Below are 25,132 nucleotides of genomic sequence, written 5' to 3'. Positions count from 1 at the left end.
GGTTAGCGAGTTAAATGAAGGAATCCGTTATCCGCAAGCTGGAAGGCTTGCTCGAGCGCAATGAAGAAGTCATGGCTTTGCTGGGTGATGCTAGCGTCATTTCTGATCAAGACAGGTTTCGTGCGTTATCGAAAGAATATGCCCAGTTAGAAGACGTTGTTGCTGGCTTTAAAGCCTATCAGCAAGCGCAGGCTGATCTCGATTCTGCCAAAGAAATGCTGGAAGAAGACGATGCAGAAATGCGCGAAATGGCGCAGGAAGAGATGAAAGCCGCTAAGGCCAAACTCGAGCATCTTGAAGATGAACTGCAAATTCTTTTACTGCCAAAAGATCCCGACGACGATAAAAACGCCTTCGTTGAGATCCGCGCAGGTGCAGGCGGTGATGAAGCCGCGATTTTCGCGGGCGATTTGTTCCGTATGTACAGCCGTTATGCTGAAGCGAATCGCTGGCAGATCGAAATCATGAGCTGTAACGAAGGCGAACATGGTGGCTTTAAAGAAGTGATCATGAAGGTGAGCGGTGAAGGCGTATACGGCAAACTTAAGTTTGAATCCGGCGGTCACCGCGTACAACGTGTGCCAGAAACCGAATCCCAAGGTCGTGTGCATACTTCAGCGGTGACTGTGGTTGTACTGCATGAAGTGCCTGAAGCGGAAGCGATTTCAATCAATCCTGCCGATCTGAAAGTTGATACTTTCCGTTCATCGGGTGCGGGTGGTCAGCACGTTAACAAAACTGATTCTGCCATTCGTATTACCCACATTCCAACAGGGATAGTGGTGGAATGCCAAGATCAACGTTCGCAACATAAGAACCGTGCCCAAGCCATGAGTGTTCTGGCCGCACGTATTCAAGCTGTTGAAGACGAAAAACGCCGTAGCGCCGAAGAATCGACCCGTCGTAGTCTGGTTGCCAGTGGTGATCGCTCCGAACGTGTACGTACTTACAACTTCCCGCAAGGCCGCGTGAGCGAACACCGCATCAACTTGACTTTATATCGCTTGAACGAAGTGATGGAAGGCGATCTCGATGCTATTTTATTGCCTCTGATGCAAGAGCATCAAGCTGACCAGTTAGCCGCACTGGCTGACGAGCAGGGGTAGTTTTGTCAGATCAATCTAGCATAGCCGAAGCCCTGCAATGGGCTTATGTGCAGTTAGCATCAACCTCTGAATCCGCTCATCTGGATGCAGAGGTTTTGCTGTTATATTGCCTCAATAAAAGCCGCAGCTATTTGTATACTTGGCCTGAAAAATCCCTGACGGTTGAGCAGTGGAAACGTTTCCAGCAAATGGTACAGAAACGTCAAAAGGGCGTGCCTGTGGCACATATTGTTGGTGAGCGTGAATTTTGGTCGCTGCCTTTTATCGTTAACGACACGACTTTGATCCCGCGTCCTGACACGGAAATTCTGGTTGAAACCGCTTTGAACCTGCCGCTTTCAACCTATGCCAAAGTGCTCGACTTAGGTACTGGCACTGGGGCTATTGCGTTGGCGTTAGCGTCTGAGCGTGAGTCATGGCAAATCACCGCGGTCGATAAAGTTGATGATGCCGTGGCTTTGGCTATCGCGAACCGTGAGAATTTAAAGCTGCCGCAGGTCGACATTCTTCAAAGTGACTGGTTTAGCGCGGTAAAGTCGCGTGACTTTGATTTAATCGTCTCAAACCCACCTTATATTGATGAAGCAGACGAACATTTGCACCAAGGTGACGTGCGTTTCGAGCCCCAAAGCGCGTTAACTGCCGCCGAGGAAGGCTTTGCCGATCTTTACTATATTGCCAACACTGCCCGAGATTACTTAAAGCCTAACGGCTATATCCTGCTCGAACATGGTTTTGAACAGGCGGTAAGACTCAGAGCTAAGCTTATCGAACTGGGCTATGAAAATGTCGCCACAGTGCGAGACTTTGGCAGTAATGACAGATGTACTATGGGTAAATGGGCAGAATAACGCGTTGCTTTAAGTGAAGGTATTTACCCTGTTATACCGATTTATCGAACGCCATTGGTTATTGCCAATGGCGTTTTTGTTTTCTAAAGAGTCAGTTTAAGCAGATGTAAGGTTAAAATCGCCAACCTCAAACATTACAACACTTTCACCATAAAAAATTTGCTGCCGGTTTCTGGGTAGGCTTGTTGAATCCATTGTACGCGATAGCCGTGGCGCTCATAGAAGGGCTTAGCTTGAAAATCTAAGGTATCGAGCAGGGCAAATTGGCAGCCGCGCGCTTTTGCTTGGCTTTCTGCTTCTAATAGCAAGCGCGTGCCGATTTTTTGGTGTCTTAGGGTGCCATCGACCCACAGGTAATCAATTAACAACCAATTGCCGAAGGTTTTGCCGCTTATTCCCGCTAACAGTTTACCTTCGGTATCTTGTAATTTGAGGCCGAGATTTTTACGGCTAAGCCCTTGCCATTGGACTTGGTTGAACTCGATGATTTTTTGTTTTATGGCATCGGCGAACTCGGTTGATTCATCATTAATTAAGCTTAAATTCATCGTCTATTCTCGTTTGATTTTTTATGATGTTAGCTCTGACTATCAGGCTGATAGGCATTGGTATGCCGTCACGGATTAGGGTAAACTAGCGCCTTTGTCACTGACCATAAGTATCGTAATGGAAACTTTTTACAGTCTATATCCTGCGGTTAAACATCTGCATTTTACCTTTATCGCGTTGAGCGTGTTGCTGCTTACCGTGCGCTTTGTTCTGCATCTGCGCCAATCGGCTTTGATGGAGAAGAAACTGCTCAAGATAGCGCCCCATGTTATCGACACTTTCTTATTGCTGTCGGGTTTAACCCTGTGTTTTATGATCCAACAATTTCCTTTTGTGGATCCTTGGATGACCGAAAAAATCGGTGCTGTAGTTGCTTACATTGTCCTAGGTGCGATTGCCATAAAGGCAAACAGAAACAAGTTGTTCAAAGTATTTGCTTACTTAGGCGCGATAGGCTGGTTGGTTTATGCTGCTAAATTGGCTCATTTTAAACAAGCGGTATTATTGGGTTAATGGGTAACTACACTCTGCAAGATGGCATTTCATTGCCCGAGTCGGCATTGGATGTAGGTGCGCACCTTGGATTTTCTAAACTAGAAGCCGCTAAATGGGCTTGGTTTGAAATGGCGGGAGCCGTCCTAAGTCATTACTTGGTTGACCAACAACAGCGTTTTAATGCGCTGTTGCATTGGTTTTACGAGGATTTAGGCTTTTGTGTCCGCGATAATTACTTTAGTACTGAGGCAGCGGATTTAGGCACTTGCTTGATTAGCCGCCAAGGGAATAGCACTACGCTGGCAACTGTCTTGATGTTACTGGCGAAGCAGTTAGATCTTGAGCTTGAACCAATATTACTACCTGGTAATACTGTGCTGCGTTGCAAGATTGCCGGTGAAGTGAGTTATCTGGATCCTTTGACAGGCAAGGAGCTCAGCCGTCACCAGTTGCATGTGTTAGTGCGCGGCGAGTTAGGCAATGCGGCCGAGCTTAAGGCGAGTTACTTAAAGCCAGCAACGGTGAAAAAACTGCTGACGCGCATGCTGCATGAGCTAAAAGCGGGTTGTATAGTGTCGCATCAATTTGAGGCGGCGATGGAATGTTGCAGTCTGCTATTGCAATGGCATAGCGATGATGTGCACCTCAATCGTGAGCGAGCCTTTATCGCGCAGCAGCTGGGTTGTATTAATGTGGCGGCTGCTGATTTGCAGCATTTTGTCGATAACAGCCCCCACGATCCCGTGATCGAAATTGTGAAGATGCAGCTCAAAGAATTAAATGAGCACGCCGAGATTTACCATTAAAGCAGAGCCTTTCGGGGCTCTTCTTATTTATCAACTGTTCAATCCAATCAGCAAAAATAATAATACTGGGCAGATGGAAGTTTGACCCAGGGACTTAAAGGTTAAGTCTCTAATAAAAATAAAATAATAACTGTATTAACAGGGAGAAATTAGCATGACAAGCACGGCCTTAGTGACGAACGATGCCACGGCGTTAGGGATACTCGCGACAATTCTGGGTTTTGTATTTTATACCAGCAGCAGTAGTCATCCTTTTTGGCAGAAGTTTTATCGTTTTATTCCCGCCCTTTTGTTGTGCTATTTCTTGCCATCATTATTGAATACCTTTGGGGTGATCGACGGTAATACCTCACAACTGTATTTTGTGGCGTCACGTTATTTACTGCCAGCGTGTTTAGTCTTATTAATTTTAAGCGTTGATTTAAAAGCTATTTTAAGTTTAGGGCCGAAAGCCTTAATCATGTTTTTAACCGGCACTGTCGGTATCGTCATCGGTGGCCCGATTGCCTTGCTGTTAGTGTCGATCATCGAGCCCTCTTTAATTGGAGTTGATGGTCCTGATGCGGTATGGCGCGGCATGACGACCTTAGCCGGAAGCTGGATTGGTGGCGGCGCAAACCAAGCCGCGATGAAAGAAATCTATGCGGTAGGTGGCAATATTTTCTCTGTGATGGTGACAGTCGATGTGATTGTCGCCAATATCTGGATGGCCGTATTGTTATTTATGGCATCAAAGGCGAAAGAGATTGATGCGAGAACGGGTGCCGATACCTCAGCAATTGAAGCGTTAAAAGACAAAGTTGAAAAGTATCACGCTGAAAATGCCCGCATTCCTAATCTGCGTGATCTTATGCTGATTGTCGCCGTTGGTTTTGGTATCACAGGTATCGCCCATATGGCCGCCGATTTCCTTGGACCATTTTTTGAAGCGAACTACCCTTGGACCGAAGATTACAGCTTAACCTCTAAGTTCTTCTGGTTAGTGGTGATAGTCACAACCATTGGTTTGGCTATGTCCTTCAGCCCTGTGCGCCATTTAGAGGCGGCGGGGGCATCGAAAGTGGCGTCGGCTTTCCTTTACATCTTAGTGGCGACGATTGGTCTGCACATGGATGTGAGTAAAGTGCTCGACACGCCTTTGTACTTTTTAGTGGGCATTATTTGGATGTTAGTGCACGCAGGCTTTATGTTATTGGTGGCTAAGTTGATTAAAGCGCCGCTGTTTTACATGGCTGTGGGTAGCCAAGCGAACGTCGGCGGTGCAGCATCTGCCCCTGTCGTTGCTGCGGCATTCCACCCCGCTTTAGCGCCTGTTGGCGTGCTGTTAGCCGTATTTGGTTATGCGTTAGGGACTTACATGGCGTGGCTCTGTGGTCAACTTTTACAGGTAGTTGCGACATAGCGGCCTTAGCCCTATATTCAGTTCATCGCTGGGAAAGGTTCCAGCATTTTAGAGAGAAGTTGCGATGAGTAATAAAATCATAAACCTAGGTTCAATCGAGATTGCTAACGATAAACCTTTCGTGTTGTTTGGTGGCATGAACGTGCTTGAGTCTCGCGATCTTGCTATGTCGATTGCTGAAACCTACGCCGAAGTGACCCAAAAACTGGGTATTCCTTATGTGTTTAAGGCGTCCTTTGATAAGGCGAATCGCTCTTCAATCAACTCTTACCGCGGCCCAGGCATGGAAGAAGGTTTGAAGATTTTTGAAGAAATCAAAAAGACCTTTAACTTACCTTTGATCACTGACGTGCATGAAGTGCACCAGTGTGCACCTGTTGCTGAAGTGGTTGATATCATTCAGTTGCCAGCATTCTTAGCCCGACAGACAGATCTGGTTGTCGCTATAGCAAAAACCGGCGCTATCATCAACGTGAAAAAACCCCAGTTTTTAGCACCGCACGAAATGCGCCACATCATCACTAAGTTTAACGAAGCGGGCAATGATGAGATCATCCTGTGTGAACGTGGTTCAAGCTTTGGTTATAACAACTTAGTCGTTGATATGTTGGGCATGGATGAGATGAAACAATCTGGTTACCCTGTCATTTTCGATGCGACCCATGCGCTGCAACGCCCTGGTGGCCGTGCCGATTCAGCGGGCGGACGTCGTGCACAGGCGACCGAATTAGCGCGCAGCGGTATGGCGCTAGGTTTAGCGGGTCTATTCATTGAAGCGCATCCCGATCCTGATAACGCTAAGTGCGACGGCCCATGTGCCTTGCCTTTGCATCAGTTAGAAAATTATCTGAAGCAAATGAAAGCGATTGACGATTTGGTTAAATCCTTTGAGCCAATCGATACCAGCAAGTAATCGCAAGCTAAGACTTAATGAATTAGTGACTTAGTGATTAGATCTCAAAGCCCCGACTCGTTCGGGGCTTTGTTTTTCAGCAGAAACAATTAGACTGCCATCACCCCATGGCTATCTGAAACATTAATGTTTTATGATGAGGTTTGCCTAACTCTCGTCTTTATTGCCGACTCATTCTTTACGGAATACCTTCATGTGGATCTTACTAACTTTGCTGGCGGCATTTATGCAGGCTTGGCGTAATGCGTTTCAAAGCCAGCTGAGTAAAGAGGTGAGTGTTGCGGGCGTGACCTTAGCGCGTTTTATTTGGGCTGGGCCACTTGCCGCCGTGTATCTGGCGAGCTTACATCTTTGGCAGGATGTCGGTATCCCCGATTTTAGCGGCCGTTTTATCGGTTTTATCTTAGGCGCCTCGGCGATGCAAATCCTCGCGACGGGCTTAATGGTAAAACTATTTAAGCTGCAGAATTTTGCTATTGGGGCTGGGCTGGCTAAGAGTGAAGCTGTGGTTGCGGCGATATTAGGCACAGTGTTTTTTGGCACTCATTTATCACCATTAGGTTGGTCGGGTGTATTACTGGGTGGTGTGGCGATTTTTCTGTTGAGTGCCAAACAAGGTCTTCGAAGTCTGTCGCTCAATACGGTATTGATTGGTTTAGCTTGTGGAACTTCGTTTGCGCTGACATCGCTTTGGGTGCGGGAGGCTAGTTTGTGTTTGAATATCGGCTTCCCCCATAGCGCCGCTTGGGTGCTGTTATTCGTGATTAGTCTACAGACCTTAGTGTTAGTCAGTTATCTGTTACTTAAGGATAAATCCACACTGGCCGCGTTATGGCAGCGACCTAAGCTTACCTTACTCACCAGTACCGCCAGTTGTTTAGGTTCAATCGGCTGGTTTAGTGCTATGTCGCTGCAGGCTGTGCCTTATGTTAAAACTTTAGGCCAAGTTGAAGCCTTCTTTATGATCTTAATTGCCACCTTTTGGCTGAAGGAAAAAGTGAAGATAAAAGATATGCTTGGATTAGTCCTTATTGCTATGGCCGCCATTTTGGTGATGTGGGAGTAGATTAAAACTCATTGATGTCATACTGGTTTTTTATACTAGAATAAAACTCGATTTAGCCAGTTTATATCAAGCTGACATGAACTGAGATACAAACATATACATACCTTGCCGCTTAGATTTTGATACCATTTTTAACCGAGTGCTGTGCGAGTTAAGGAACTAAACAGAGAACTATGCGAAGAAAAATAGCAAAATTAAATCTGCCATTGTGGCAATGGCTGGCAGTGATATTGTTTCCCATTGGGGTTGCTGTTGTAGCAAGTTATCTCTCTGCACAGTATTTTGTGGAAGATAAAGTCAAAGGTGTGGGGGGATTTATGTAGGTCATATAGATACGTTGATCTCTCATGCCGATGAAATCAGCCATTATGCATTGGCGTTGAAGGACACTGAGTGTCAAGAATTACACAACTATATGTTGTTCCAGCCTTACTTTCGCTCGGCTTTAATACTTGATTCGCAACGTGTTTATTGTTCATCTAAAACAGGTGATATCGACGTTCCTTTAGGCATAGTCAGTACCACTGAAAATCTTGAAATACCTAACCAGTTTATTATTGGCGGCACGCCTTTTATGCCTGAGGTGCCTGCGATAGTGGCATCAAACTGGGAACCGATATCTAAGCACGGCGCTGCTGTGATTATTGAAGGGCAATATTTATTAGACTCCTTTGTACAACCCAATGTGTTTCCCCGCGCAGTGATCAATGTCGCTTTATCTATAAATGGTAAAACGATTCCAGAGTCACCCGAATTTAAACAAAATGAGGTGATGAGGCTCGATTCTGATAAGCACAATTTTTCAGTGTTATTAGCAATGTCACCTGCCTTTTTCTGGCATTTCTTTTGGATATTTTTGGCCATTTCTTTGCCCGTTAGCATAGTCTTGATTACGGGTACTATCCTATTTGTGCTCTATTCAAGGGTTACTCGCCATTCTCTTGCCGATGACATTCGCAGTGGAATAGGAATGAAGAGTTTTTCTTAGTTTATCAGCCTGTGATTTGTGCCGAGGACGGTAAGGCCAAGGGCGTTGAAGCATTAGTGCGTTGGCAGCATCCTCAAATGGGTATAGTGCGGCCTGATTTGTTCATTCCCATTGCCGAAGAGGGCAAGTTAATTGTCCCATTGACCAACTATATTTTTGAGCGGGCATTAAAAGATTTTGCCGATATGAAGGTCGAACCGGGCTTTAGAATTGCGTTTAACGTGGCGCCAGAACACTTTACGCAGGATGATATCGAGTCGAAATTTATTCATCTGCGGGATTCCCTGGAGCGTATTGGCGTTAAGCCTTTGATTGAAATCACCGAACGGCAATTGCTAACGCCGGATATTTGCCAGTGTATTGAAAGCTTGCGTCAGTTAGGGATTTTAGTGGCAATTGATGACTTTGGTACAGGGCAAACCACTTTATCCCTGCTGCAAACGATGCCGTTAGACTATCTGAAAATTGATAAATGCTTTATCGATACCATAGGGCAAGATTCTGTCACTTCCCATATGCTCGATACCATTATCGAGCTTTCCCACAAGATGAATTATGTCGTGGTGGCAGAAGGGGTTGAGACGCAGGAGCAGGCGGATTATTTAACCAGTCGCCAAGTGCATTTTCTACAAGGGTATCTCTTTGCTAAGCCGATGAAACTCGCCGATTTAAAGCTATGGTTAGTCGAGCATTTTAAACATTAGCATCATCAAACCAGTCAGCAATAAGGGCACTTAGGTGCCCTTATTGCTGTTCAAGCGTTATAGCTTAGGTTGTAGCCTAAAGCGTTTAAAGACTATAGCCAGTTTCTTCGTGTTCCGATAAATCCAAGCCGTTAACTTCTTGTTCTGTGCTGACACGAAGGCCGCCAAGTAGTTTACGGATGATCACGAACAGTAACCAAGTGACCACAGCTGTATAAGTGAATGTTGCCGCGACCCCGATAATCTGTACCCCAAGTTGGTCTATCATGGTTTCGTTCACGGCCGCAAAACCGTAGCCGCTAAAGACGCCTAATTGGGTCGAGCTAAACACACCGGCCAAAAGGGTTCCGAGAATACCGCCGACCCCGTGTACGGGGAAAACGTCTAAGGAGTCATCGATCTTAAGTTTCTGTTTGATATAGACCGTTGAGTAAAAACACACGATCCCGCCGAGTAAACCAATCACTAAGGCACCCGCTGGGCCAACATAACCAGACGCCGGAGTGATAGTGCCTAAGCCTGCTACCATGCCTGTGACTATGCCAAGGGCGCTGGGTTTACCAAACTTAATCCACTCAATTGCTGCCCATGTCATCGCGCCCATAGAAGCGGCGAGATGAGTTGCTAAAATCGCCATGGCTGCTGTGCCATTGGCGCCGAGCGCGCTGCCGCCATTAAAACCAAACCATCCTACCCACAACATGCCCGCACCTGTGACTGTCATGGTCAGGTTGTGCGGCATAATCGCCGAGTTTAAAAATCCTTTGCGCGGACCTAGCACTTTAGCCGCCACGAGCGCTGCAACCCCGGCGGTAATATGTACTACGGTTCCGCCCGCGAAATCGTACAGTCCTAGCTGTGCTAACCAGCCTCCGCCCCACACCCAGTGGGTGATCGGCGCATAAACCAATAATAACCAAGCCCCTGAAAAGATGAGCACAGCTGAGAATTTCATTCGCTCGGCAAAGCCACCGATGATTAAAGCTGGCGTTATGATGGCAAAGGTCATTTGAAATAGCATAAACAGGGGCTCAGGAATATCCCCGCTGAGACTATCTCGGCCAATGCCAGACAGTAATGCTTTATTTAAGCCACCGATAAATCCATTGCCCGCATCGAAGGCGAGCGAATAACCTATGGCAAACCATAAAACTGAGACAAGGGCGGCGATAGAGAAGCATTGCATCAATATCGAGAGAACGTTTTTACTGCGTACTAAACCGCCGTAAAATAAGGCTAATCCGGGTAAGGTCATCAACAACACCAGCGCGGATGAGCTTAAGATCCACGCAGTATTCGCGGCGCTGAACTGACCCTCATCGGCGACAGCATTGGTCGCCAACATACTGAATAATATCAATAGATATTTAAAACTAAGTCTGAAGTTCGCTAGTATCATAGGGCATCCACTCCTTCTTCCGAAGTGCGAATGCGCACGACTTGTTGGAGTTCGGTCACAAAGATTTTGCCATCGCCCACTTTGCCTGTATGGGCCGCGGCAATAATGGCCTCGATAACGGCTTCTTCTTGATCGGAGTGAATGGCGACTTCGAGTTTCATCTTAGGCAAAAAGTCCACTGCGTATTCGGCGCCACGATACAATTCTGTATGGCCCTTTTGGCGGCCAAAGCCGCGCACTTCAGTGACTGTCATGCCATGGACGTTGAGCTGAGTTAAGGCTTCACGTACATCGTCTAATTTGAACGGTTTAATGATTGCGGTGACCAGTTTCAATTTTCTCTCCAACAAACTTCAGACTCAATTTATTGGAATAAAGCAGGAATCAGGCCATATAAACAAAGCATTTATTATCATTGCGTTAACATTCAGTCGCACCGAAATAGCATCAAGAATTGATGCAAAACGGTGCAAAACAGAATCAAATCGCCCTGATTTGGTGCGTTTTATTGGTGCAAGCTAAGTGTTGCTGACAAGTATCAGTGCAGATAGTCTCGAGCAGATATAGAGCGAGGGGGATCAGCGTTTTAATACGCTGCATGAGTGCGGGAAATTAAATCGTTATTTACAGATTATCATGATTAAACAATATTTTAACTTTGGTTGTACTAGGCTAGTTGTACTCGGTTAAACTACTAACTGTTTGACTCGCGCCCAGAGCTCTGCATTGACTGGTGCACTTAAACCGTGCGCTTGTGCACGCTCACAGATATAGCCGTTAATTTGGTCTATCTCGGTTCGCCTTTGATGCGCAATATCTTGGTGCATCGACGAGAAGTTCCCCGCAGTGAGGCGGATCACTTGGTAGACCCTGTCGTGCAAAAATGATTGATCAAGCGACACGCCATCATGTGCGGCAACCATGACCAACTCATCGAGAATACTATTTATCATTTCACTAAAATCTGGCTCAGCTAGTTTGCCATTGGGGCATTGATATAGCGCCGTAAGCGGATTGATGGCGGCATTGACTGCGAGTTTTTGCCACAGGCAAGGCACAATCGCATCGACCCATTCACTGCTCGGAATGGCAGCCAGCAAAGCGTTGCGATAATGCTCTGTCAGCTCTGCGCCTGCGAAATGCCCCAGCTGAGTCAGCCCTTGTCCGGTTTGCTTAATCAGCCAAGGGGCTTGACGTAACACCCCTTGAGACGTCGTCCCTAGGCTTAGCCCTCTGCCATTGGCTTGCGCATTAATCAGCGGTGCCAGCGCTAAATGAGGCCCCATGCCATTGTGTAATAACAAAATATGGCATTGGCTAGGCAGTTGCTTGAGTAAGGGGGAGAGCGCATCAAGCACTTGATAGGCTTTAACGCAGACAATCACCAGACGGATATTGTCGAGCGTATCGGCAGTTAAGATAGGCACCGAATACGGGATAGCTTGCATCTGCTGTTGAAGGTCATCCGCAGACGCTAATGGGGTGAAACTCAGTACCTGCTGGCTAGATTCGAGAGCATTACGGCCGATAAAACCGACATTCATGCCCGCTACGGTCAGTTGGCGACAGATCAGTTGCCCAACGGCACCTGCACCTAAAATGGCAATATCCACAGCATGAGTCATATTCGCAGCCTTAAGGTTTCTGTATCCGCGCCAATTTAAAGCGTTCGGATTAATCTTCCCGCAACTGCGCCGCACGAAAGTATTTGCCATAGGCCCAATTACAAAAGTAGAACAGCGCTATGCCGGCAAAGTCGGCAATGACATCCGCCACAGAGGCGCTACGGTAGGGCAAGCGCGATTGCACTAGCTCAATTAAAATGGCATAGCTCGCCAATGTGAGCGATAGCCAATACCACTTAGGTTTGAAAGCGAGGTAGGAGAGATAGGAGAGGCAAAAAAAGCTCCCAAGATGGCCTACCTTGTCGATATTCGGAATACTTTGCGAATAGGTTGGTCTGGAAAATACCAGATAACTGATCACGACAAAGGCTACGGCTAAAGCCAGCTTAAATAGGGTATTTTTAGTTATCACAAATATGTTTGCATTAGCTTAGAGTGGGGCAATGATAGGAAAATCCACCACTAAAGTCATCCATGATTACGCTTTTATTCTAGGCTTTACCTTCAACTTAGGCCTGTGTGTGGGTAAACTAGCTGCATATTAATTTGATATGGGACATAAAAACTATGCCTTCAATGGATATTGTGTCAGAAGTGAATGAAGTTGAACTGCGTAATGCGGTTGATAATACCAAGCGTGAGCTGGCGACACGTTTCGATTTTCGCGGTAAAACGGCTGACGTGGAATATAAGGATCATGTGGTCACGTTAACCGCTGAAGATGACTTCCAATGCCAACAATTAGTGGACATTTTACGTATGCAACTGAGCAAACGTAATGTGGATCCGTCTTCGATGGAAGTCGATGAGAAAGCCATCCACAGCGGTAAAACCTTCTCCCTAAAAGTGAAGTTTAAAGAAGGTATAGAAACCTTAATCGCTAAAAAACTGGTCAAGCTAATTAAAGACAGCAAACTTAAAGTGCAAGCGTCTATCCAGGGCGAGAAAGTACGAGTTACAGGTAAAAAACGTGACGATTTACAAGCTGTCATGGCGTTGGCACGTGAGTCTGAGTTAGGCCAGCCTTTCCAATTTGATAACTTTAAAGATTAATCGAGCAAAATTGATTTAACGTGATGCAGTATCGCGTTTGCCATTTCGTCTTTAAATGTAAAAGCCCTCACACTAAGGTGTGAGGGCTTTTTTATATTGATGACATAAGTGCTATGAGACCTTAATCCGATTTTGCTGGTGCACTTTTTGACGAATCATCCATTAATGATGTGCTGGGGTGCGGCGCATACTTGTTGACTAAGATAACCAAAAACAACACAGGAAAACCAATCACACTGGCTGCGACAAAGAAGTTCACATAGCCAAATGCGTCGACATAAGCCCCCGAGAAGCCCGCGATAAACTTTGGGAACAGTACCATAATCGAAGACAGTAAGGCATATTGCGTCGCACTGTAGCCATTACTCGTGAGACTCGATAGATAGGCCATAAAGGCAACCGTAGCGATTCCTGCGCTAAAGTTGTCTACGGAAATGGCAAAGGTTAAAAAGGGCACGTTATAGCCAATTACCGCCTGCCACGCGAATAACAGATTGGTTACCGCCACCAGCAAAGCGCCAAGGAAAAGGATCTTCATCGTGCCATAACGCGCTAACAAAACTCCGCCGAAGGCACCGCCGACTAAGGTCATGATCAGGCCATAGATTTTACTTAAATAGGCAACTTCTTCCTTAGTGAAGCCCATATCCACATAAAAGACGTTCGCCATAATGCCCATCACAATATCCGAGATCCGGTAGCAAGAAATCAGCAATAGGATGAGAATAGCGCTGTAGCCATAGCGTTTGAAAAAGTCGATAAAGGGTAAAATACAGGCCGTGTATACCCATGACATACCAGCGGCGATGATTCTTGGATAAGTGGCGCTTAAGCGTTGTTTTAAGGCTAATTCAGTGGCATCGGCGGCGCGGGTATCGACTTTGGGCTCACGGCTAAAAAGCGTGGTCAAAATCCCCACGGACATCAAGCCCGCCATAATCAGGTAAGAGGTTTGCCAGGCCACTAAGTTGTATGCTGTGTTACCGGGTTCGACCCAAGCCGCTATCGTGAGCGCGCCTGCGGTGGCGACTATCATGGCGCTGCGGTAACCCACTTGATAGGCGGCGGCTAAGGCGGCTTGCATTTTTTCTGGGGCGGATTCAATTCGAAAGGCATCAATCACAATATCTTGGGTGGCAGACGCGAAGGCAATCATTAAGGCAAACAGTGCCAAGCGTTCGAGATCCTTGAGCGGATCGCTGAACGACATACCTAAGATAGCGCCGACCAATAACAACTGAGCGAACAGCATCCAGCTACGGCGTCGGCCTAGAAAGCGAGTTAGCAGCGGCAGTGAGAGCCGGTCCACTAAGGGCGACCAAGCCCATTTAAGGCCATAGGCTAATGTAATCCAGCTGAAATAACCGATAGCAGTGCGATCAACGCCGGCTTCACGCAACCAAAAGGATAACGTTGAAAAAACTAACATGTACGGTAGACCGGCGGAAAAACCTAACAATAATAGGATTAAAACCCGCTTGTGATAATAGACGCTGAGCGCATCGAGTGTACGTTGAATAAAACCTGTTGCGGACATAGGTAAGAGTCTAGGTATTTAATCCGCCTAGCTTACGGGTAAGGTGCCATAGGGTTCAAGGGCTAATGGCATTCCTTTTATATTGAGCTCTCGTTTTGGCGCATTTTGGTGATTGAATATAGCTTTGGCGTTAATCTTCTGTTGCTAAGCGTGAGCCGCGGGTTTATATCGCCAGCGTTAAGCGTCAGGATTAATCATCGGGATTGATTGCCTGTATGAATAGAAAAGATGACAAAAATGAAGAGGGAGGAATCAATTACGCGATATAAAAAGGCCCTGATAACAGGGCCATTTTCTATTGATAGGCATGCAGAACTTAAGGTCTTATCCCAACGCATCCCTGTGGCACTCGGCCGCCTAAACTCAGAAAGTCACAGCAATCATTCACTTGCTTACGCAGATATTGATTGCCGCGGATCACACAGTCAGGCCACCTGTTAAAGCTGTGGAGCAAGTGCCAAAACACTTTTTCAGTTTCCGTTTGCGCTTCGCCAGTCGAATTCAATTGCTGCCATTCTTCTAACGTGTCCCATAAGTAAAGTTGCACTTCATGGAAGTCGAGTTCTTCACTCAAAAACGCTTTTCCATAAAAGGCGAGTTGGGGCGCTTTATTATCGATGAACTCAGTTGCCGTCATCGTTTGCCTCCTTTCTGTTTGCTATAACAGTATAGATGCAAAATTAGCGCTTTTGCTCGAAATTATTTTTGGATTACTGTTTAGGTAATAACTTAGCAGTTTTCAATATGATAGGTGTCACAGGGACGTCAGGCCAATTGAGCTTAGTGTTCGTGCCTGTCTCAACGACAGCCATAGCTTCGAGGACAGTTTTACCTTCAATCACTTCACCAAATACGGCATAACCCCAACGGCGTTTGGATGGGTCGAGCTTAGTATTGTCGGCCACGTTGAAGTAGAACTGGCGTGTGGCTGAGTGCGGCTCGTTTTCCCGCGCCATGGCGATAGTGCCTATGCTGTTGGTGAGACCATTTCCTGATTCGTTGACTATCGGCTTGCCGTCTGGCAACTCTTCATACTTAGGGGTGAGTCCACCGCCTTGTACCACAAAGTCACTGATCACACGGTGAAATATCGTGTTGTCGTATTCGCCTTTAACGACATAAGTTAAAAAGTTATCGACAGTGATCGGTGCGCGTGTCCTATCTAGCTCGACCACTATTTTGCCTAAACTAGTGTCAAACTCGACTCTGGGATACAAGGTATCTGCCTGAATGTCGAGTGCGAGGCTATTGTGACTCATAAAGAGAAATAAGAGGGCTGATATCCAACGGAGCATATTGATTTCCTTATAATAAACTGACGCTGTTATTGTTGTAGAAACTGATTAAGCTCAGGATCATTGAGAATTTCACCTGTGAGTTGGCCGAGTAATTTATTCATATCCAGCTCTAAGGTCGCAAAATCGGGTGTTAAAGGGCCTTTCAAGGTGCCTTTTGCCTTGTAACGTTTAACCAGTTCTTGGGTTGAGTTTTTGGCTTGCACTGCGATTAACACACTGTGTTTTGCCTCATAGCCAAAAGTCTTTTTAGTGACATCCATTTGCAATTCTTCTAATTGAATTTGCACTGAATTAGTCGCGCTAGGATCGATTTGATAACCCGCTTGGCTAAAGCCTGCGCGGAATACTTCATCGAGCAGTAATTTAGGCGGTTCACTCGGGCCGACCAAACGTGTTTTTGTTCCTTCTTCAATAAAACGCGCCACGTAATCAACGGTGCGTGTATCTACGGTTTCAAGAGAGATAGGAACACGTTGCGCGGTTTGTTGGCTGATATTGGGCACTTGGGGACTGAAAGCCATATGAGTCGGATTTTGGCTGGCACAGCCCGCGAACAGCAGGGGAAAAGTCAAAGTCAGTAATAGCCGTTTCATGGGATCTCTCGTACAAGTAAAAGTGGCTACAGCATACCAGAAATCACTTTTGATGCCACAGAACACCTCGATTCAGTTGGAGTACAGCTTTTAGTGATAATATCCAGCGTTCACTATGGGTTAGTTCATTTCTTTAGGTGCAAAATATGCCAAAACTGTCGTTAATTTCGTTCATTGTGGGCCTGACACTGGCGTCAAGCATCATGAGCACCAATGCATTCGCGGGTGATTCTGCCCATATACTCGGCGGCAGTTTAGGTTACGGTAGCCAAGAGTTTGAAACTAAGAATGGTAAATATGATGCCGGTGACACCCTGAGTGGCGACTTATATTACCGTTATATGCTCAACGAGAATTTTGGGGTTGAAGCGGGTTATTTAGCTGGTTCCGGTGGTGTTGTGAGTGCGCTTGTCAGTATTATCAGTGAGATAAAAAACCTGAGTTATAACGGTGTTAGAACCACAGCCTACGGAGAGTATGCGTTGTCTCGCGGTAACAGCCTTTATGCCAAGCTGGGCGCTGCCTACACTCAAGTGAGTTATGAGATGGATAAGCAGGAGATGGACTCGAACGATGTCGGCTTTTATGGCGCGGTTGGTTGGCAATATCGCTTTAAGTCAGGATTCGGTTTGAATTTGGAGTATGAATATCTTCCGATGAAAGAGTTAGAGTTGCAGGGGATCAACTTTGGAATGAGCTATCGATTCTAGTTCTTCTTAGCATCTAGCATTAAAGCGCCTTAGGGCGCTTTTTTCGTTTTATAACCTAGGATGTTAAAGCATTAAACAGAATACTGGCTGGCAACAAAACGACAACATTTTGACCTTGCACTCTTTTAATGCAAAGGGGGACAGGTTAGAGTAAAAATTCGATGTTTAGAATGAGAGAGCACAGATGCTCCCGCGTTATTTCTGTAAGGCTTAGTCATGTTAACGATAGCAACGCAAATCGCCCCAGATAGCCTGATCAATCCGAAGGGGTTACCCCATTTCGGCCATTTCGATGGCATAGTCAAAACCTTAGGTTTAGCGGACTTTGCTTATTTCGATACTATGGATAAACCCGCTTCAGCGTGGGCCAAGCATTTCGATTATAAACAATTTCAGTTTGTCTCTTTGGTCACGCCGCGTTATGTCCTTGGTATCGCACTCGCCGATATTGCTTACGTCGGCAGTGCGTTTTGTTATTTATACGACATAAAAACCAACACTCTCACCCAGCTTGATTGGCTAAAACCTTTAAGATTTGGCTATCAGATGACGCCATCGCCAGCCGAGGGGCGAAGTAGTATTGGCAGTAAAGGGGCGAAGTTAAGCTTTGAGATTGTAGAGGGTGGTTGGCGGTTAATGATTGATACTAAAAATATTCAAGCCGATGTGACTTTGCACTCAGCACCCTTAAGTTTGCCTATGGCCATGTGTAGCCCTACGGGATACAACGGCTGGACTTACACACAGAAACATAATGGTTTGACGGTTAAAGGTAGTTTGACTGTAGCTCATGAGCCGCAGCCGTTGAATCACGCTTTAGCTGGTTATGATTTTTCGGCGGGTTACATGCGCCGCGATACGAGTTGGCGCTGGGCGTCGATCAACGCGCGGATCCATGAGGGCATTATGGGGCTTAATTTAGCTGCGGGCGTCAATGAAACCGGCGCTATTGAAAATGTCTTTTGGATTAATGGTGAGCGTCATTTACTCGGACCAGTGCAGTTTGAATTTGATCGTCACGCCACGCTCGGCGCCGAAGTCTGGCGAGTTTACAGTCAAAATGGCCAAGTGGATCTACAATTTGCAGCGCGCAATTGTCGCAGTGAAAAGCGTAACTTGCTCTTGCTTAAGAGCAATTTTCGCCAATTCATCGGTCATTTCAGCGGCACGATTACCGATAATCAAGGGCGCAGTTACCAGTTGAATAATGTGCTGGGACTCGCCGAAGATCACTATGCCCGCTGGTAACCAAATGCGGGTCGTAAAACGCGACTAACCGACCACTGTTGTCTGTGTTGTGGCGTTTAATGCGGTTTATAAAATTCGCTCAGAATCGATATAAAAAACACTAAAAATAATCATAAAACAACAAGAGAACAGGACGACCTTATATGGATATCGCCTCGCTGATCCAGCACCCCGAAGTGTTACTGCTCGTGCTCGCGCCGTTGTTTTTCGTGTGTATTTTGCTGGAATGGTATTTTGGCGATAAAAAACAAAAGCTACCCTTGAGTGCACGTTATCGCGGCCAAGAAGTGCTGTGTAATTTCAGCCTCGCAGCAATGCATCAAGGTGCCGATCTGCTCACTGGCTTGTTGATCGCTAAGCTGTATCTGGCGATGTTTGGTTGGAAGTTATTCGATATTGAAATGGGCCCATTAAGCTTTATTGCCTTGATGGTTGCGCAGGATTTTTGTTACTACTGGTTCCACAGGGCGAGCCACAGAGTGCGTTGGATGTGGGCGGCTCACGTGGTGCACCACAGCTCTGAGAATATGAATTTTAGTACGGCTTTTCGTCAGAGTTTAATGTATCCATTGGCGGGAATGTGGGTATTTTGGTTACCGCTGGTGGTCATAGGTTTCGATCCAAACTGGGTGGTGTTTGTGGTATTACTCAATCTGGGATTGCAATTTTTTGTGCATACCCAAGCGATTAAATCACTCGGACCGCTGGAATGGGTCTTCAATACACCGTCACATCACAGGGTGCACCACGGTCGTAATCCCCAATATATAGATAAAAACTATGCGGGTGTGCTGATTATTTGGGACAAGCTGTTTGGCACTTTTGAGCCCGAGGTAGAGACTGTGATTTACGGCATCACTAAGCCTGTGAATAGTTTTAATCCCCTTAAAGTGACGTTTAGCGAATGGCGAGACATGTTTGCTGAGGTTACCGCGGCAGGCTTGAGTGTTAAACAACGACTACGTATCTTGTTTGCTCCGCCTTCCAGCAGTTTAAAAAACGAGGAATAACAATCCACTGTATTTTCCAAGTTAAATAGCGCAAATGGCTAATAGCCTCTTCAATTTAGCCTTGCTAGCCTATATTCCGTTTTTTGCCAGTATTTTGGTGTAAAAATGTACAGCATCATACTTTGGTGGTACTTTTTGGGATAAGGAATTTAACTTGGGAGGACTTATCATGATGGATGAACCTCGATTATCCGCGGAGGAGCTTGCTTGTTTTAGCGAACTTTTTTCGCCGACTCGTGTGGGCACTGCCTTGACTAACGATCCCCTTGTCAATCACGTGCTCACAGTCACAACTGAAGTGCCGCAAGTTATCGCTTCGATTCTCGGTAAGGCAAAACTCACTCTATTAGCCGAAGTCGGGCCCTATAAACTCTGGTTTCCGCTACTGATGAAAGTGGATGACTTTGGACAGTTTCAACCCACTTTAGGCGTGCCTGAAGTGCTCGATGCTTCGGGAGTGGAGCGCAGTTGGCGGTTAACCCAAGCCGATGATGTGTGGATATTCGACCACGATCAAGGTGAGCAATGGTCAGTTGCCTCGTTATCCAGTTCTGGCATGGCTATTCGCGCTAAATCACAGCAGCAATTTAAGCAATTGCTAGGCAGCAAAGAGCTGCAATTACAATTGCCTAATGGCGAGACTTTACGTATCGATATTGAGCCTATCCGTAGTGAGAAAGGTTTGGCCTTTGTTAAGTTTCAGGCCGAAACCGAAGAACGTGAAGCGTTACGTCAATTCTTATTTAGTCGTCACCGCTCTCAGCATGCTCAACTCTATCGAGACTTACGCTATACCCAAGCAACCTGAAGATACGAGTTTCAGAGCGCCTAGGGTGCTTCAATTCAAGGCGCATCAATGACAGAATGTCGGCCACCTTTTGAATTGATGCAACACGGAAGTGAAGCACCCTAGGCGCTCCGTCCCGGCGGGTTTTAACGCACTTTATGCTGCGTTGGTTATTTTTAACTTAGCCCGCTAGGTCTGCAAATAACCGCCTTGCCTAAAGTGCGTTAAACTCCCGCTGAATCCTGCATCTTCAGGTTGTTTGGGTATGGTACCCTGCATTGCGACAGCTTTCGGCCTTGTGTTAGTTGGCCTGTTATCTAAAAATCTCAGTTCTGCAACTCGAATGTGAAATCCACGGATTTAAAAACTGTCATTTGCGATTGCAGTGCTTTTCGCCGATTGTTACCTGCCAATCTGTCGCCCGATGGATTAGAATGGCGTTGAATTCAAAACATCAGAGCGAGCGGTATGCACGTACATATTTTAGGAATTTGTGGAACCTTCATGGGTGGTCTAGCGTTATTGGCTAGGGCAAAAGGGCACAGAGTGACGGGCTCGGATGCCAATGTCTATCCTCCAATGAGCACGCAACTAGAGGACCAAGGCATTGAGCTTATTCAAGGTTTTGATCCCAGCCAGCTGGGTGAAGCAGGGCATTATCCTGACTTAGTTGTCATTGGTAATGCCATGAGCCGTGGTAATCCTTGTGTGGAAGCCGTGTTGAACATTGGCATCCCTTATACCTCTGGCCCGCAGTTTTTAGCCGATCATATTTTGCCTGAGCGTTGGGTACTGGCAGTGTCTGGTACTCACGGTAAAACCTCGACTTCTAGTATGTTAGCCTGGATTTTAGATGATTGCGGTTATGAGCCTGGGTTCATAATCGGTGGCGTACCGCAAAACTTTGGTGTGTCTGCGCGTTTAGGCAAGACGGCTTTTTTTGTGGTTGAGGCCGATGAATACGACAGTGCCTTCTTCGATAAACGTTCGAAATTCGTGCATTATCATCCGCGTACCTTAGTGATCAACAATCTTGAGTTCGATCATGCCGATATTTTTGCCGATCTGGCTGCGATTCAAAAACAGTTTAATCATTTAGTTCGCACTGTACCTGGCGAAGGAAAGATCGTTTGGCCCGCCGATTCCCATGCTGTTAAGCAGACGATTGATATGGGGTGCTGGAGCGAGCAAGAAACCTATCATTTAACCGAATCGACCAGCGGTTGGTATGGCAAAGCCTTAAGTGATGATTGCCATCGATTTGAAGTGTTTTTTGATGGCGAGTCCCAAGGTATTCTCGAATGGGATTTGATTGGTCAGCACAATATTGAAAATGCCATGATGGCCATTGCTGCCGCGCGTCATGTGGGCGTTAAGCCGAATGCCGCGATTGACGCCTTGGCTAAATTTATGCCACCTAAACGTCGACTCGAATTACTCGGAACCGTTAATGGCGTGAGCGTATATGATGATTTCGCTCACCACCCAACGGCGATTGCGACCACCTTAAAAGGCATGCGGGCTAAGGTCGGTCAGAGCAAGATTACTGTAGTACTCGAGCCGCGCTCAAACACCATGAAGAGCGGTGTCCATAAGGACACTTTAGCTTTTTCTATGATGCAAGCCGACGAAGCCTTTTTATATCAAGCCGATACCATCGACTGGAATATGAAAGAAGCCATGGAAGCGGCGGTGATCCCTGTGACTGTGTTACATCAAATTGATGATGTGGTCGCCAAAGTGGCGGCAACGTCCAAAGCGGGTGACACCATAGTGGTGATGAGTAACGGTGGCTTTGGCGGTTTACATAAGAAGTTATTGGCCGCATTAGAGCTACGTTCAACTGCAGAGCAGGTTTAAGATGAGCTACACAAAGTCGACAAAGGCGATTAGCTTAGCTTGGACAGGTGCCTCGGGTGCACCTTATGGGCTTAAGTTACTCGAGTGTCTATTGGTATCGGGTTATCAAGTGTTTTTGATGATCTCCAGTGCCGCTCGGGTAGTATTAGCGACTGAACACGGTTTGCAGTTAAGCGCCAACAGCGACAAAGCCCATGCCCAGCTGTTGGCTTTGCTGCACGAAAAAGGCGTGATTATCACTGGCGAGTTAGTGGTGTTAGGCAAAGATGAGTGGTTTTCACCGCCCGCATCGGGCAGCGCCGCACCTAAACAGATGGTGATTTGCCCTTGCTCGACGGGGACGTTAGCGGCTGTGGCTACCGGAATGAGTAATAATTTACTCGAACGCGCCGCCGATGTGGTGATTAAAGAGCGCGGCCAACTTATCCTAGTGCCGAGGGAAACTCCTTTTAGTGCCATACACTTAGAGCATATGTTGAGCCTTTCTCGCCTCGGCGCGACCATTATGCCCGCCGCCCCCGGTTTTTATCACAATCCCAAATCGGTTGAAGATCTGGTAGACTTTATGGTCGCTCGAATTCTCGATCATTTGGGCGTTGACCATGCATTAACGAGTCGCTGGGGTTATGACAAACAGTCTAACCGCGACCTCGACAATTGAGACTTATATGAAACACACCACCGAAGTGATGATCTCTGCGGAAGAGATAAGCCAGAAATTGGATCAAATGGCCGAGCTAATCAATGCCCATTATGCCCACAGCGAACGTCTGCTGATGGTAGGCTTGTTAAAAGGCTCAGTGGTCTTTATGGCTGACCTGTGTCGCCGAATTAAAGGCCATGTTGAAATCGATTTTATGTCGGTTTCCAGTTATGGCAATGCTATGACCAGCTCACGGGATGTGAAAGTGCTGAAAGATGTGCAATCAGATATCGCCGGTCGCGATGTATTGATTGTGGAAGACTTGATTGACTCAGGTAACACCTTAAGCAAAGTGCGCGAGATGTTGTTACTGCGCGAGCCTAAGAGCCTTGCACTGTGCACCCTGCTAGATAAACCTGAACGTCGTGAAGTGGATGTGAAGGTCGATTTTATCGGTTTCACTATCCCTGATGAGTTTATCGTGGGTTATGGTATTGATTATGCAGAGCAATATCGCAATCTGCCTTACATCGCGAAAGTCGTGCCACTCGATTAAGTGTCCGATATCGTTTAAAACTCCCGCAACAGGCGGGAGTTTTGCTTTTTACGGTTATATAAAAAATAGTATAAATAATTGAACCATTAAAGATTGGTTTTTCAATTGATTAGCTAATTTTTTGCTTTAGTTCTGCAACCCATCATTGTAATTGTGTTTTTTAGCACCATCTTATTACTTTCTAATGTGTAAGGATCGGTACAAATATGGCGAATATTACCCATGCTCTGGTACTCGAAGGGCTTAAAAAAACCTATAAAGGCGGTGTCGAAGCGGTCAAAGGCATCAGCCTCACCGTCAATCAAGGGGATTTCTTTGCCTTGCTCGGCCCCAATGGTGCGGGTAAATCCACCACGATTGGTATTATTAGCTCCTTAGTGCAGAAGAGTTCAGGTTCGGTCAAAGTCTTTGATTATGATATCGATAAGCAGCTAGAACACGCCAAGCTTTGTATTGGTCTAGTGCCGCAAGAGTTTAACTTCAACCAGTTTGAAACCGTACTGCAAATCGTGGTGAATCAAGCGGGTTACTATGGCGTGCCTAAACCTGTCGCCCTTGAGCGTGCCAAAAAATACTTAAGCCAACTGGATTTGTGGGAAAAACGTAATAGCCAATCGCGGGAATTATCCGGCGGCATGAAGCGACGGTTGATGATCGCCCGCGCCCTGATGCACGAACCTAAGTTGTTGATTTTAGATGAACCTACCGCAGGCGTGGATATTGAACTGCGTCGCTCTATGTGGGAGTTCCTCAAACAAATTAATCAGCAGGGTGTGACGATCATCCTGACCACCCATTACCTTGAAGAGGCTGAAATGCTTTGCCGTAATATCGGCATTATTGATAAAGGCATTTTAGTGGAATGCACTAGCATGAAGGCGCTGCTCAGTAAGCTGAATATGGAGACGTTTATTCTCGATCTGCGTCGCGATACAGCAACGGCACCAGTACTCGATGGCATGGCTTGTCGCTTAACTGACTCTCATACCTTAGAGGTGGATGTGGTTAAAGAGCAAAATCTCAACGATGTCTTTAGCCAATTAAGTGCGGCCAATATAGAAGTGCTATCTATGCGCAACAAGTCTAATCGCTTAGAAGAACTCTTCGTCGAACTCGTGAAGAAAACTCAGGGAGTCTCTGCATGAACCAGCTCTACTTTATCGCCTTTAAAAGCATCTTAAGCAAAGAAATCAATCGTTTTACGCGAATTTGGATCCAGACTTTAGTGCCGCCTGCGATTACCATGACCTTGTATTTCTTGATCTTTGGTAACTTAGTCGGCAGCCGAATTGGAGAGATGGGCGGCGTATCTTATATGGAGTTTATCGCCCCGGGTTTGATCATGATGTCGGTGATCACTAACTCTTACTCGAACGTGGCGAGCTCATTCTACAGTGCTAAGTTTCAGCGTAATTTAGAAGAGCTGATGGTGGCTCCTGTGCCCCATTATGTGTTGATTGCAGGTTATGTTGGTGGCGGCGTGGCGCGCGGTTTATGTGTTGGCCTAATAGTTACGCTTGTGGCCATGTTCTTCGTCGACATAAGCTTGCATCATGCCGGTTTAGTGGTAATGACAGTGTTTTTAACCTCAGTGCTATTCTCCTTAGGTGGCTTGATTAACGCTGTTTTTGCAAAAAGTTTCGACGATATTAGTATCATCCCCACTTTTGTACTTACCCCATTAACTTACCTTGGCGGGGTATTTTACTCCCTGTCACTCTTGCCCCCTTTCTGGCAAGGCGTGTCGGCACTCAACCCTGTGGTCTATATGATCAACGTGTTCCGCTATGGTTTTTTAGGTTTCGCCGACATCAGCGTGCCACTATCCATCGCCATTATGATCGGTTTCTGTGTCGCCCTATGGACCTTAGCGTATTATCTAGTTTCACGGGGAATTGGGTTACGTTCGTAACTGCTTAAAAATCAAGGTTGA

The 25,132-nt window shown here is 46.3% G+C and carries 26 protein-coding genes and 1 pseudogene; 18 read left to right on the top strand and 9 right to left on the bottom strand.

Annotated elements, in window-relative coordinates:
* Nucleotides 1-14 precede the first annotated feature (14 nt).
* Both prfA and prmC read left to right on the top strand, forming a co-directional pair.
* Nucleotides 15-1,106, top strand: a complete 1,092-nt coding sequence (gene prfA, locus Q4Q54_RS01345; protein ID WP_012090152.1) for a peptide chain release factor 1 — start codon at nt 15-17, stop codon at nt 1,104-1,106.
* Between the two features lie 2 nt (nt 1,107-1,108).
* Complete coding sequence (gene prmC / locus Q4Q54_RS01340) at nt 1,109-1,957, top strand: peptide chain release factor N(5)-glutamine methyltransferase (protein ID WP_115333918.1); 849 nt, start codon at nt 1,109-1,111, stop codon at nt 1,955-1,957.
* Nucleotides 1,958-2,091: 134 nt separating this feature from the next.
* On the opposite strand, the gene Q4Q54_RS01335 is transcribed toward prmC, so the two are convergent.
* Nucleotides 2,092-2,505, bottom strand: coding sequence for a GNAT family N-acetyltransferase (locus Q4Q54_RS01335; RefSeq protein ID WP_311987346.1), 414 nt, complete (start codon nt 2,503-2,505; stop codon nt 2,092-2,094).
* Between the two features lie 118 nt (nt 2,506-2,623).
* On the opposite strand from Q4Q54_RS01335, the gene Q4Q54_RS01330 reads away from it, so the two are divergent.
* The 6 genes and pseudogenes from Q4Q54_RS01330 (at nt 2,624) to Q4Q54_RS01305 (ending at nt 8,880) form a co-directional block, all read left to right on the top strand.
* Nucleotides 2,624-3,019, top strand: a complete 396-nt coding sequence (locus tag Q4Q54_RS01330; protein ID WP_006080263.1) for a SirB2 family protein — start codon at nt 2,624-2,626, stop codon at nt 3,017-3,019.
* On the top strand, nt 3,019-3,807 hold the full coding sequence (locus Q4Q54_RS01325) for a SirB1 family protein (RefSeq protein ID WP_006080264.1): 789 nt from the start codon (nt 3,019-3,021) through the stop codon (nt 3,805-3,807). Before Q4Q54_RS01330 ends, Q4Q54_RS01325 begins: the two co-directional genes overlap by 1 nt.
* 154 nt (nt 3,808-3,961) lie before the next feature.
* Nucleotides 3,962-5,209, top strand: a complete 1,248-nt coding sequence (locus Q4Q54_RS01320) for a DUF819 domain-containing protein (RefSeq protein WP_011845831.1) — start codon at nt 3,962-3,964, stop codon at nt 5,207-5,209.
* A 64-nt stretch (nt 5,210-5,273) separates the two neighbouring features.
* Nucleotides 5,274-6,122 carry a 3-deoxy-8-phosphooctulonate synthase gene (gene kdsA, locus Q4Q54_RS01315; RefSeq protein ID WP_311987344.1) on the top strand — a complete coding sequence of 283 codons (849 nt, stop codon included), beginning with the start codon at nt 5,274-5,276 and terminating at the stop codon, nt 6,120-6,122.
* A gap of 193 nt (nt 6,123-6,315) precedes the next feature.
* Complete coding sequence (locus tag Q4Q54_RS01310) at nt 6,316-7,188, top strand: DMT family transporter (protein ID WP_311987343.1); 873 nt, start codon at nt 6,316-6,318, stop codon at nt 7,186-7,188.
* 173 nt (nt 7,189-7,361) lie between these two features.
* Nucleotides 7,362-8,880, top strand: a pseudogene (locus Q4Q54_RS01305) (EAL domain-containing protein).
* Nucleotides 8,881-8,965: 85 nt separating this feature from the next.
* Here Q4Q54_RS01305 and Q4Q54_RS01300 read toward each other — a convergent pair.
* From Q4Q54_RS01300 to Q4Q54_RS01285, 4 genes are all read right to left on the bottom strand, one after another.
* Nucleotides 8,966-10,279: an ammonium transporter gene (locus tag Q4Q54_RS01300; protein ID WP_259582246.1), complete on the bottom strand. Its 1,314-nt coding sequence runs from the start codon at nt 10,277-10,279 to the stop codon at nt 8,966-8,968.
* Nucleotides 10,276-10,614, bottom strand: a complete 339-nt coding sequence (locus Q4Q54_RS01295) for a P-II family nitrogen regulator (protein ID WP_006080270.1) — start codon at nt 10,612-10,614, stop codon at nt 10,276-10,278. The genes Q4Q54_RS01300 and Q4Q54_RS01295 overlap by 4 nt, the downstream gene beginning before the upstream one ends.
* A gap of 351 nt (nt 10,615-10,965) precedes the next feature.
* Nucleotides 10,966-11,904, bottom strand: coding sequence for a 2-dehydropantoate 2-reductase (locus Q4Q54_RS01290; protein ID WP_311987340.1), 939 nt, complete (start codon nt 11,902-11,904; stop codon nt 10,966-10,968).
* Between the two features lie 49 nt (nt 11,905-11,953).
* On the bottom strand, nt 11,954-12,316 hold the full coding sequence (locus Q4Q54_RS01285; RefSeq protein ID WP_006080272.1) for a VanZ family protein: 363 nt from the start codon (nt 12,314-12,316) through the stop codon (nt 11,954-11,956).
* Nucleotides 12,317-12,471: 155 nt separating this feature from the next.
* On the opposite strand from Q4Q54_RS01285, the gene Q4Q54_RS01280 reads away from it, so the two are divergent.
* Entirely contained in the window at nt 12,472-12,957 is a 486-nt protein-coding gene (locus Q4Q54_RS01280) for a YajQ family cyclic di-GMP-binding protein (RefSeq protein ID WP_006080274.1), read from the top strand.
* A 121-nt stretch (nt 12,958-13,078) separates the two neighbouring features.
* Here Q4Q54_RS01280 and Q4Q54_RS01275 read toward each other — a convergent pair whose 3' ends face one another.
* The 4 genes from Q4Q54_RS01275 to Q4Q54_RS01260 form a co-directional block, all read right to left on the bottom strand.
* Nucleotides 13,079-14,494 (bottom strand): AmpG family muropeptide MFS transporter, encoded by a 1,416-nt coding sequence (locus Q4Q54_RS01275; protein WP_311987338.1) that lies wholly within the window; start codon nt 14,492-14,494, stop codon nt 13,079-13,081.
* Nucleotides 14,495-14,810: 316 nt separating this feature from the next.
* Complete coding sequence (locus Q4Q54_RS01270) at nt 14,811-15,131, bottom strand: hypothetical protein (RefSeq protein WP_107949078.1); 321 nt, start codon at nt 15,129-15,131, stop codon at nt 14,811-14,813.
* A gap of 73 nt (nt 15,132-15,204) precedes the next feature.
* Nucleotides 15,205-15,789, bottom strand: a complete 585-nt coding sequence (locus tag Q4Q54_RS01265; RefSeq protein ID WP_259214907.1) for a peptidylprolyl isomerase — start codon at nt 15,787-15,789, stop codon at nt 15,205-15,207.
* Nucleotides 15,790-15,818: 29 nt separating this feature from the next.
* Nucleotides 15,819-16,385 (bottom strand): YajG family lipoprotein, encoded by a 567-nt coding sequence (locus Q4Q54_RS01260; RefSeq protein ID WP_006080278.1) that lies wholly within the window; start codon nt 16,383-16,385, stop codon nt 15,819-15,821.
* 146 nt (nt 16,386-16,531) lie between these two features.
* Here Q4Q54_RS01260 and Q4Q54_RS01255 point away from each other — a divergent pair, with 146 nt between their 5' ends.
* The 9 genes from Q4Q54_RS01255 to Q4Q54_RS01215 all read left to right on the top strand — a co-directional run bounded on the left by Q4Q54_RS01255 (nt 16,532) and on the right by Q4Q54_RS01215 (nt 25,111).
* Nucleotides 16,532-17,095 carry a porin family protein gene (locus tag Q4Q54_RS01255; RefSeq protein WP_311987335.1) on the top strand — a complete coding sequence of 188 codons (564 nt, stop codon included), beginning with the start codon at nt 16,532-16,534 and terminating at the stop codon, nt 17,093-17,095.
* 216 nt (nt 17,096-17,311) lie between these two features.
* A complete protein-coding gene (locus tag Q4Q54_RS01250; RefSeq protein ID WP_311987333.1) occupies nt 17,312-18,343 on the top strand; it encodes a DUF2804 domain-containing protein in 1,032 nt (343 codons plus the stop codon).
* A 143-nt stretch (nt 18,344-18,486) separates the two neighbouring features.
* Complete coding sequence (locus Q4Q54_RS01245; RefSeq protein WP_311987331.1) at nt 18,487-19,353, top strand: sterol desaturase family protein; 867 nt, start codon at nt 18,487-18,489, stop codon at nt 19,351-19,353.
* Between the two features lie 169 nt (nt 19,354-19,522).
* Entirely contained in the window at nt 19,523-20,161 is a 639-nt protein-coding gene (locus Q4Q54_RS01240) for a hypothetical protein (protein ID WP_311987463.1), read from the top strand.
* A 447-nt stretch (nt 20,162-20,608) separates the two neighbouring features.
* A complete protein-coding gene (gene mpl / locus Q4Q54_RS01235; protein ID WP_311987329.1) occupies nt 20,609-22,000 on the top strand; it encodes a UDP-N-acetylmuramate:L-alanyl-gamma-D-glutamyl-meso-diaminopimelate ligase in 1,392 nt (463 codons plus the stop codon).
* A gap of 1 nt (nt 22,001) precedes the next feature.
* Nucleotides 22,002-22,661 carry a flavin prenyltransferase UbiX gene (locus Q4Q54_RS01230; protein ID WP_006080284.1) on the top strand — a complete coding sequence of 220 codons (660 nt, stop codon included), beginning with the start codon at nt 22,002-22,004 and terminating at the stop codon, nt 22,659-22,661.
* A 7-nt stretch (nt 22,662-22,668) separates the two neighbouring features.
* A complete protein-coding gene (gene hpt, locus Q4Q54_RS01225) occupies nt 22,669-23,199 on the top strand; it encodes a hypoxanthine phosphoribosyltransferase (RefSeq protein WP_011845844.1) in 531 nt (176 codons plus the stop codon).
* Between the two features lie 206 nt (nt 23,200-23,405).
* On the top strand, nt 23,406-24,344 hold the full coding sequence (locus tag Q4Q54_RS01220; protein WP_012588504.1) for an ABC transporter ATP-binding protein: 939 nt from the start codon (nt 23,406-23,408) through the stop codon (nt 24,342-24,344).
* The gene (locus Q4Q54_RS01215) at nt 24,341-25,111 is read left to right on the top strand and encodes an ABC transporter permease (RefSeq protein ID WP_006080287.1); all 771 of its coding nucleotides are present in this window, start codon (nt 24,341-24,343) and stop codon (nt 25,109-25,111) included. Before Q4Q54_RS01220 ends, Q4Q54_RS01215 begins: the two co-directional genes overlap by 4 nt.
* Nucleotides 25,112-25,132 lie beyond the last annotated feature (21 nt).

Source organism: Shewanella sp. SP2S2-4 (genome assembly GCF_031932025.1).
Taxonomy (GTDB): domain Bacteria; phylum Pseudomonadota; class Gammaproteobacteria; order Enterobacterales; family Shewanellaceae; genus Shewanella; species Shewanella baltica.
The sequence above is the reverse complement of the archived record's forward strand: the minus strand, read 5'-3'. Positions and strand labels throughout refer to the sequence as shown.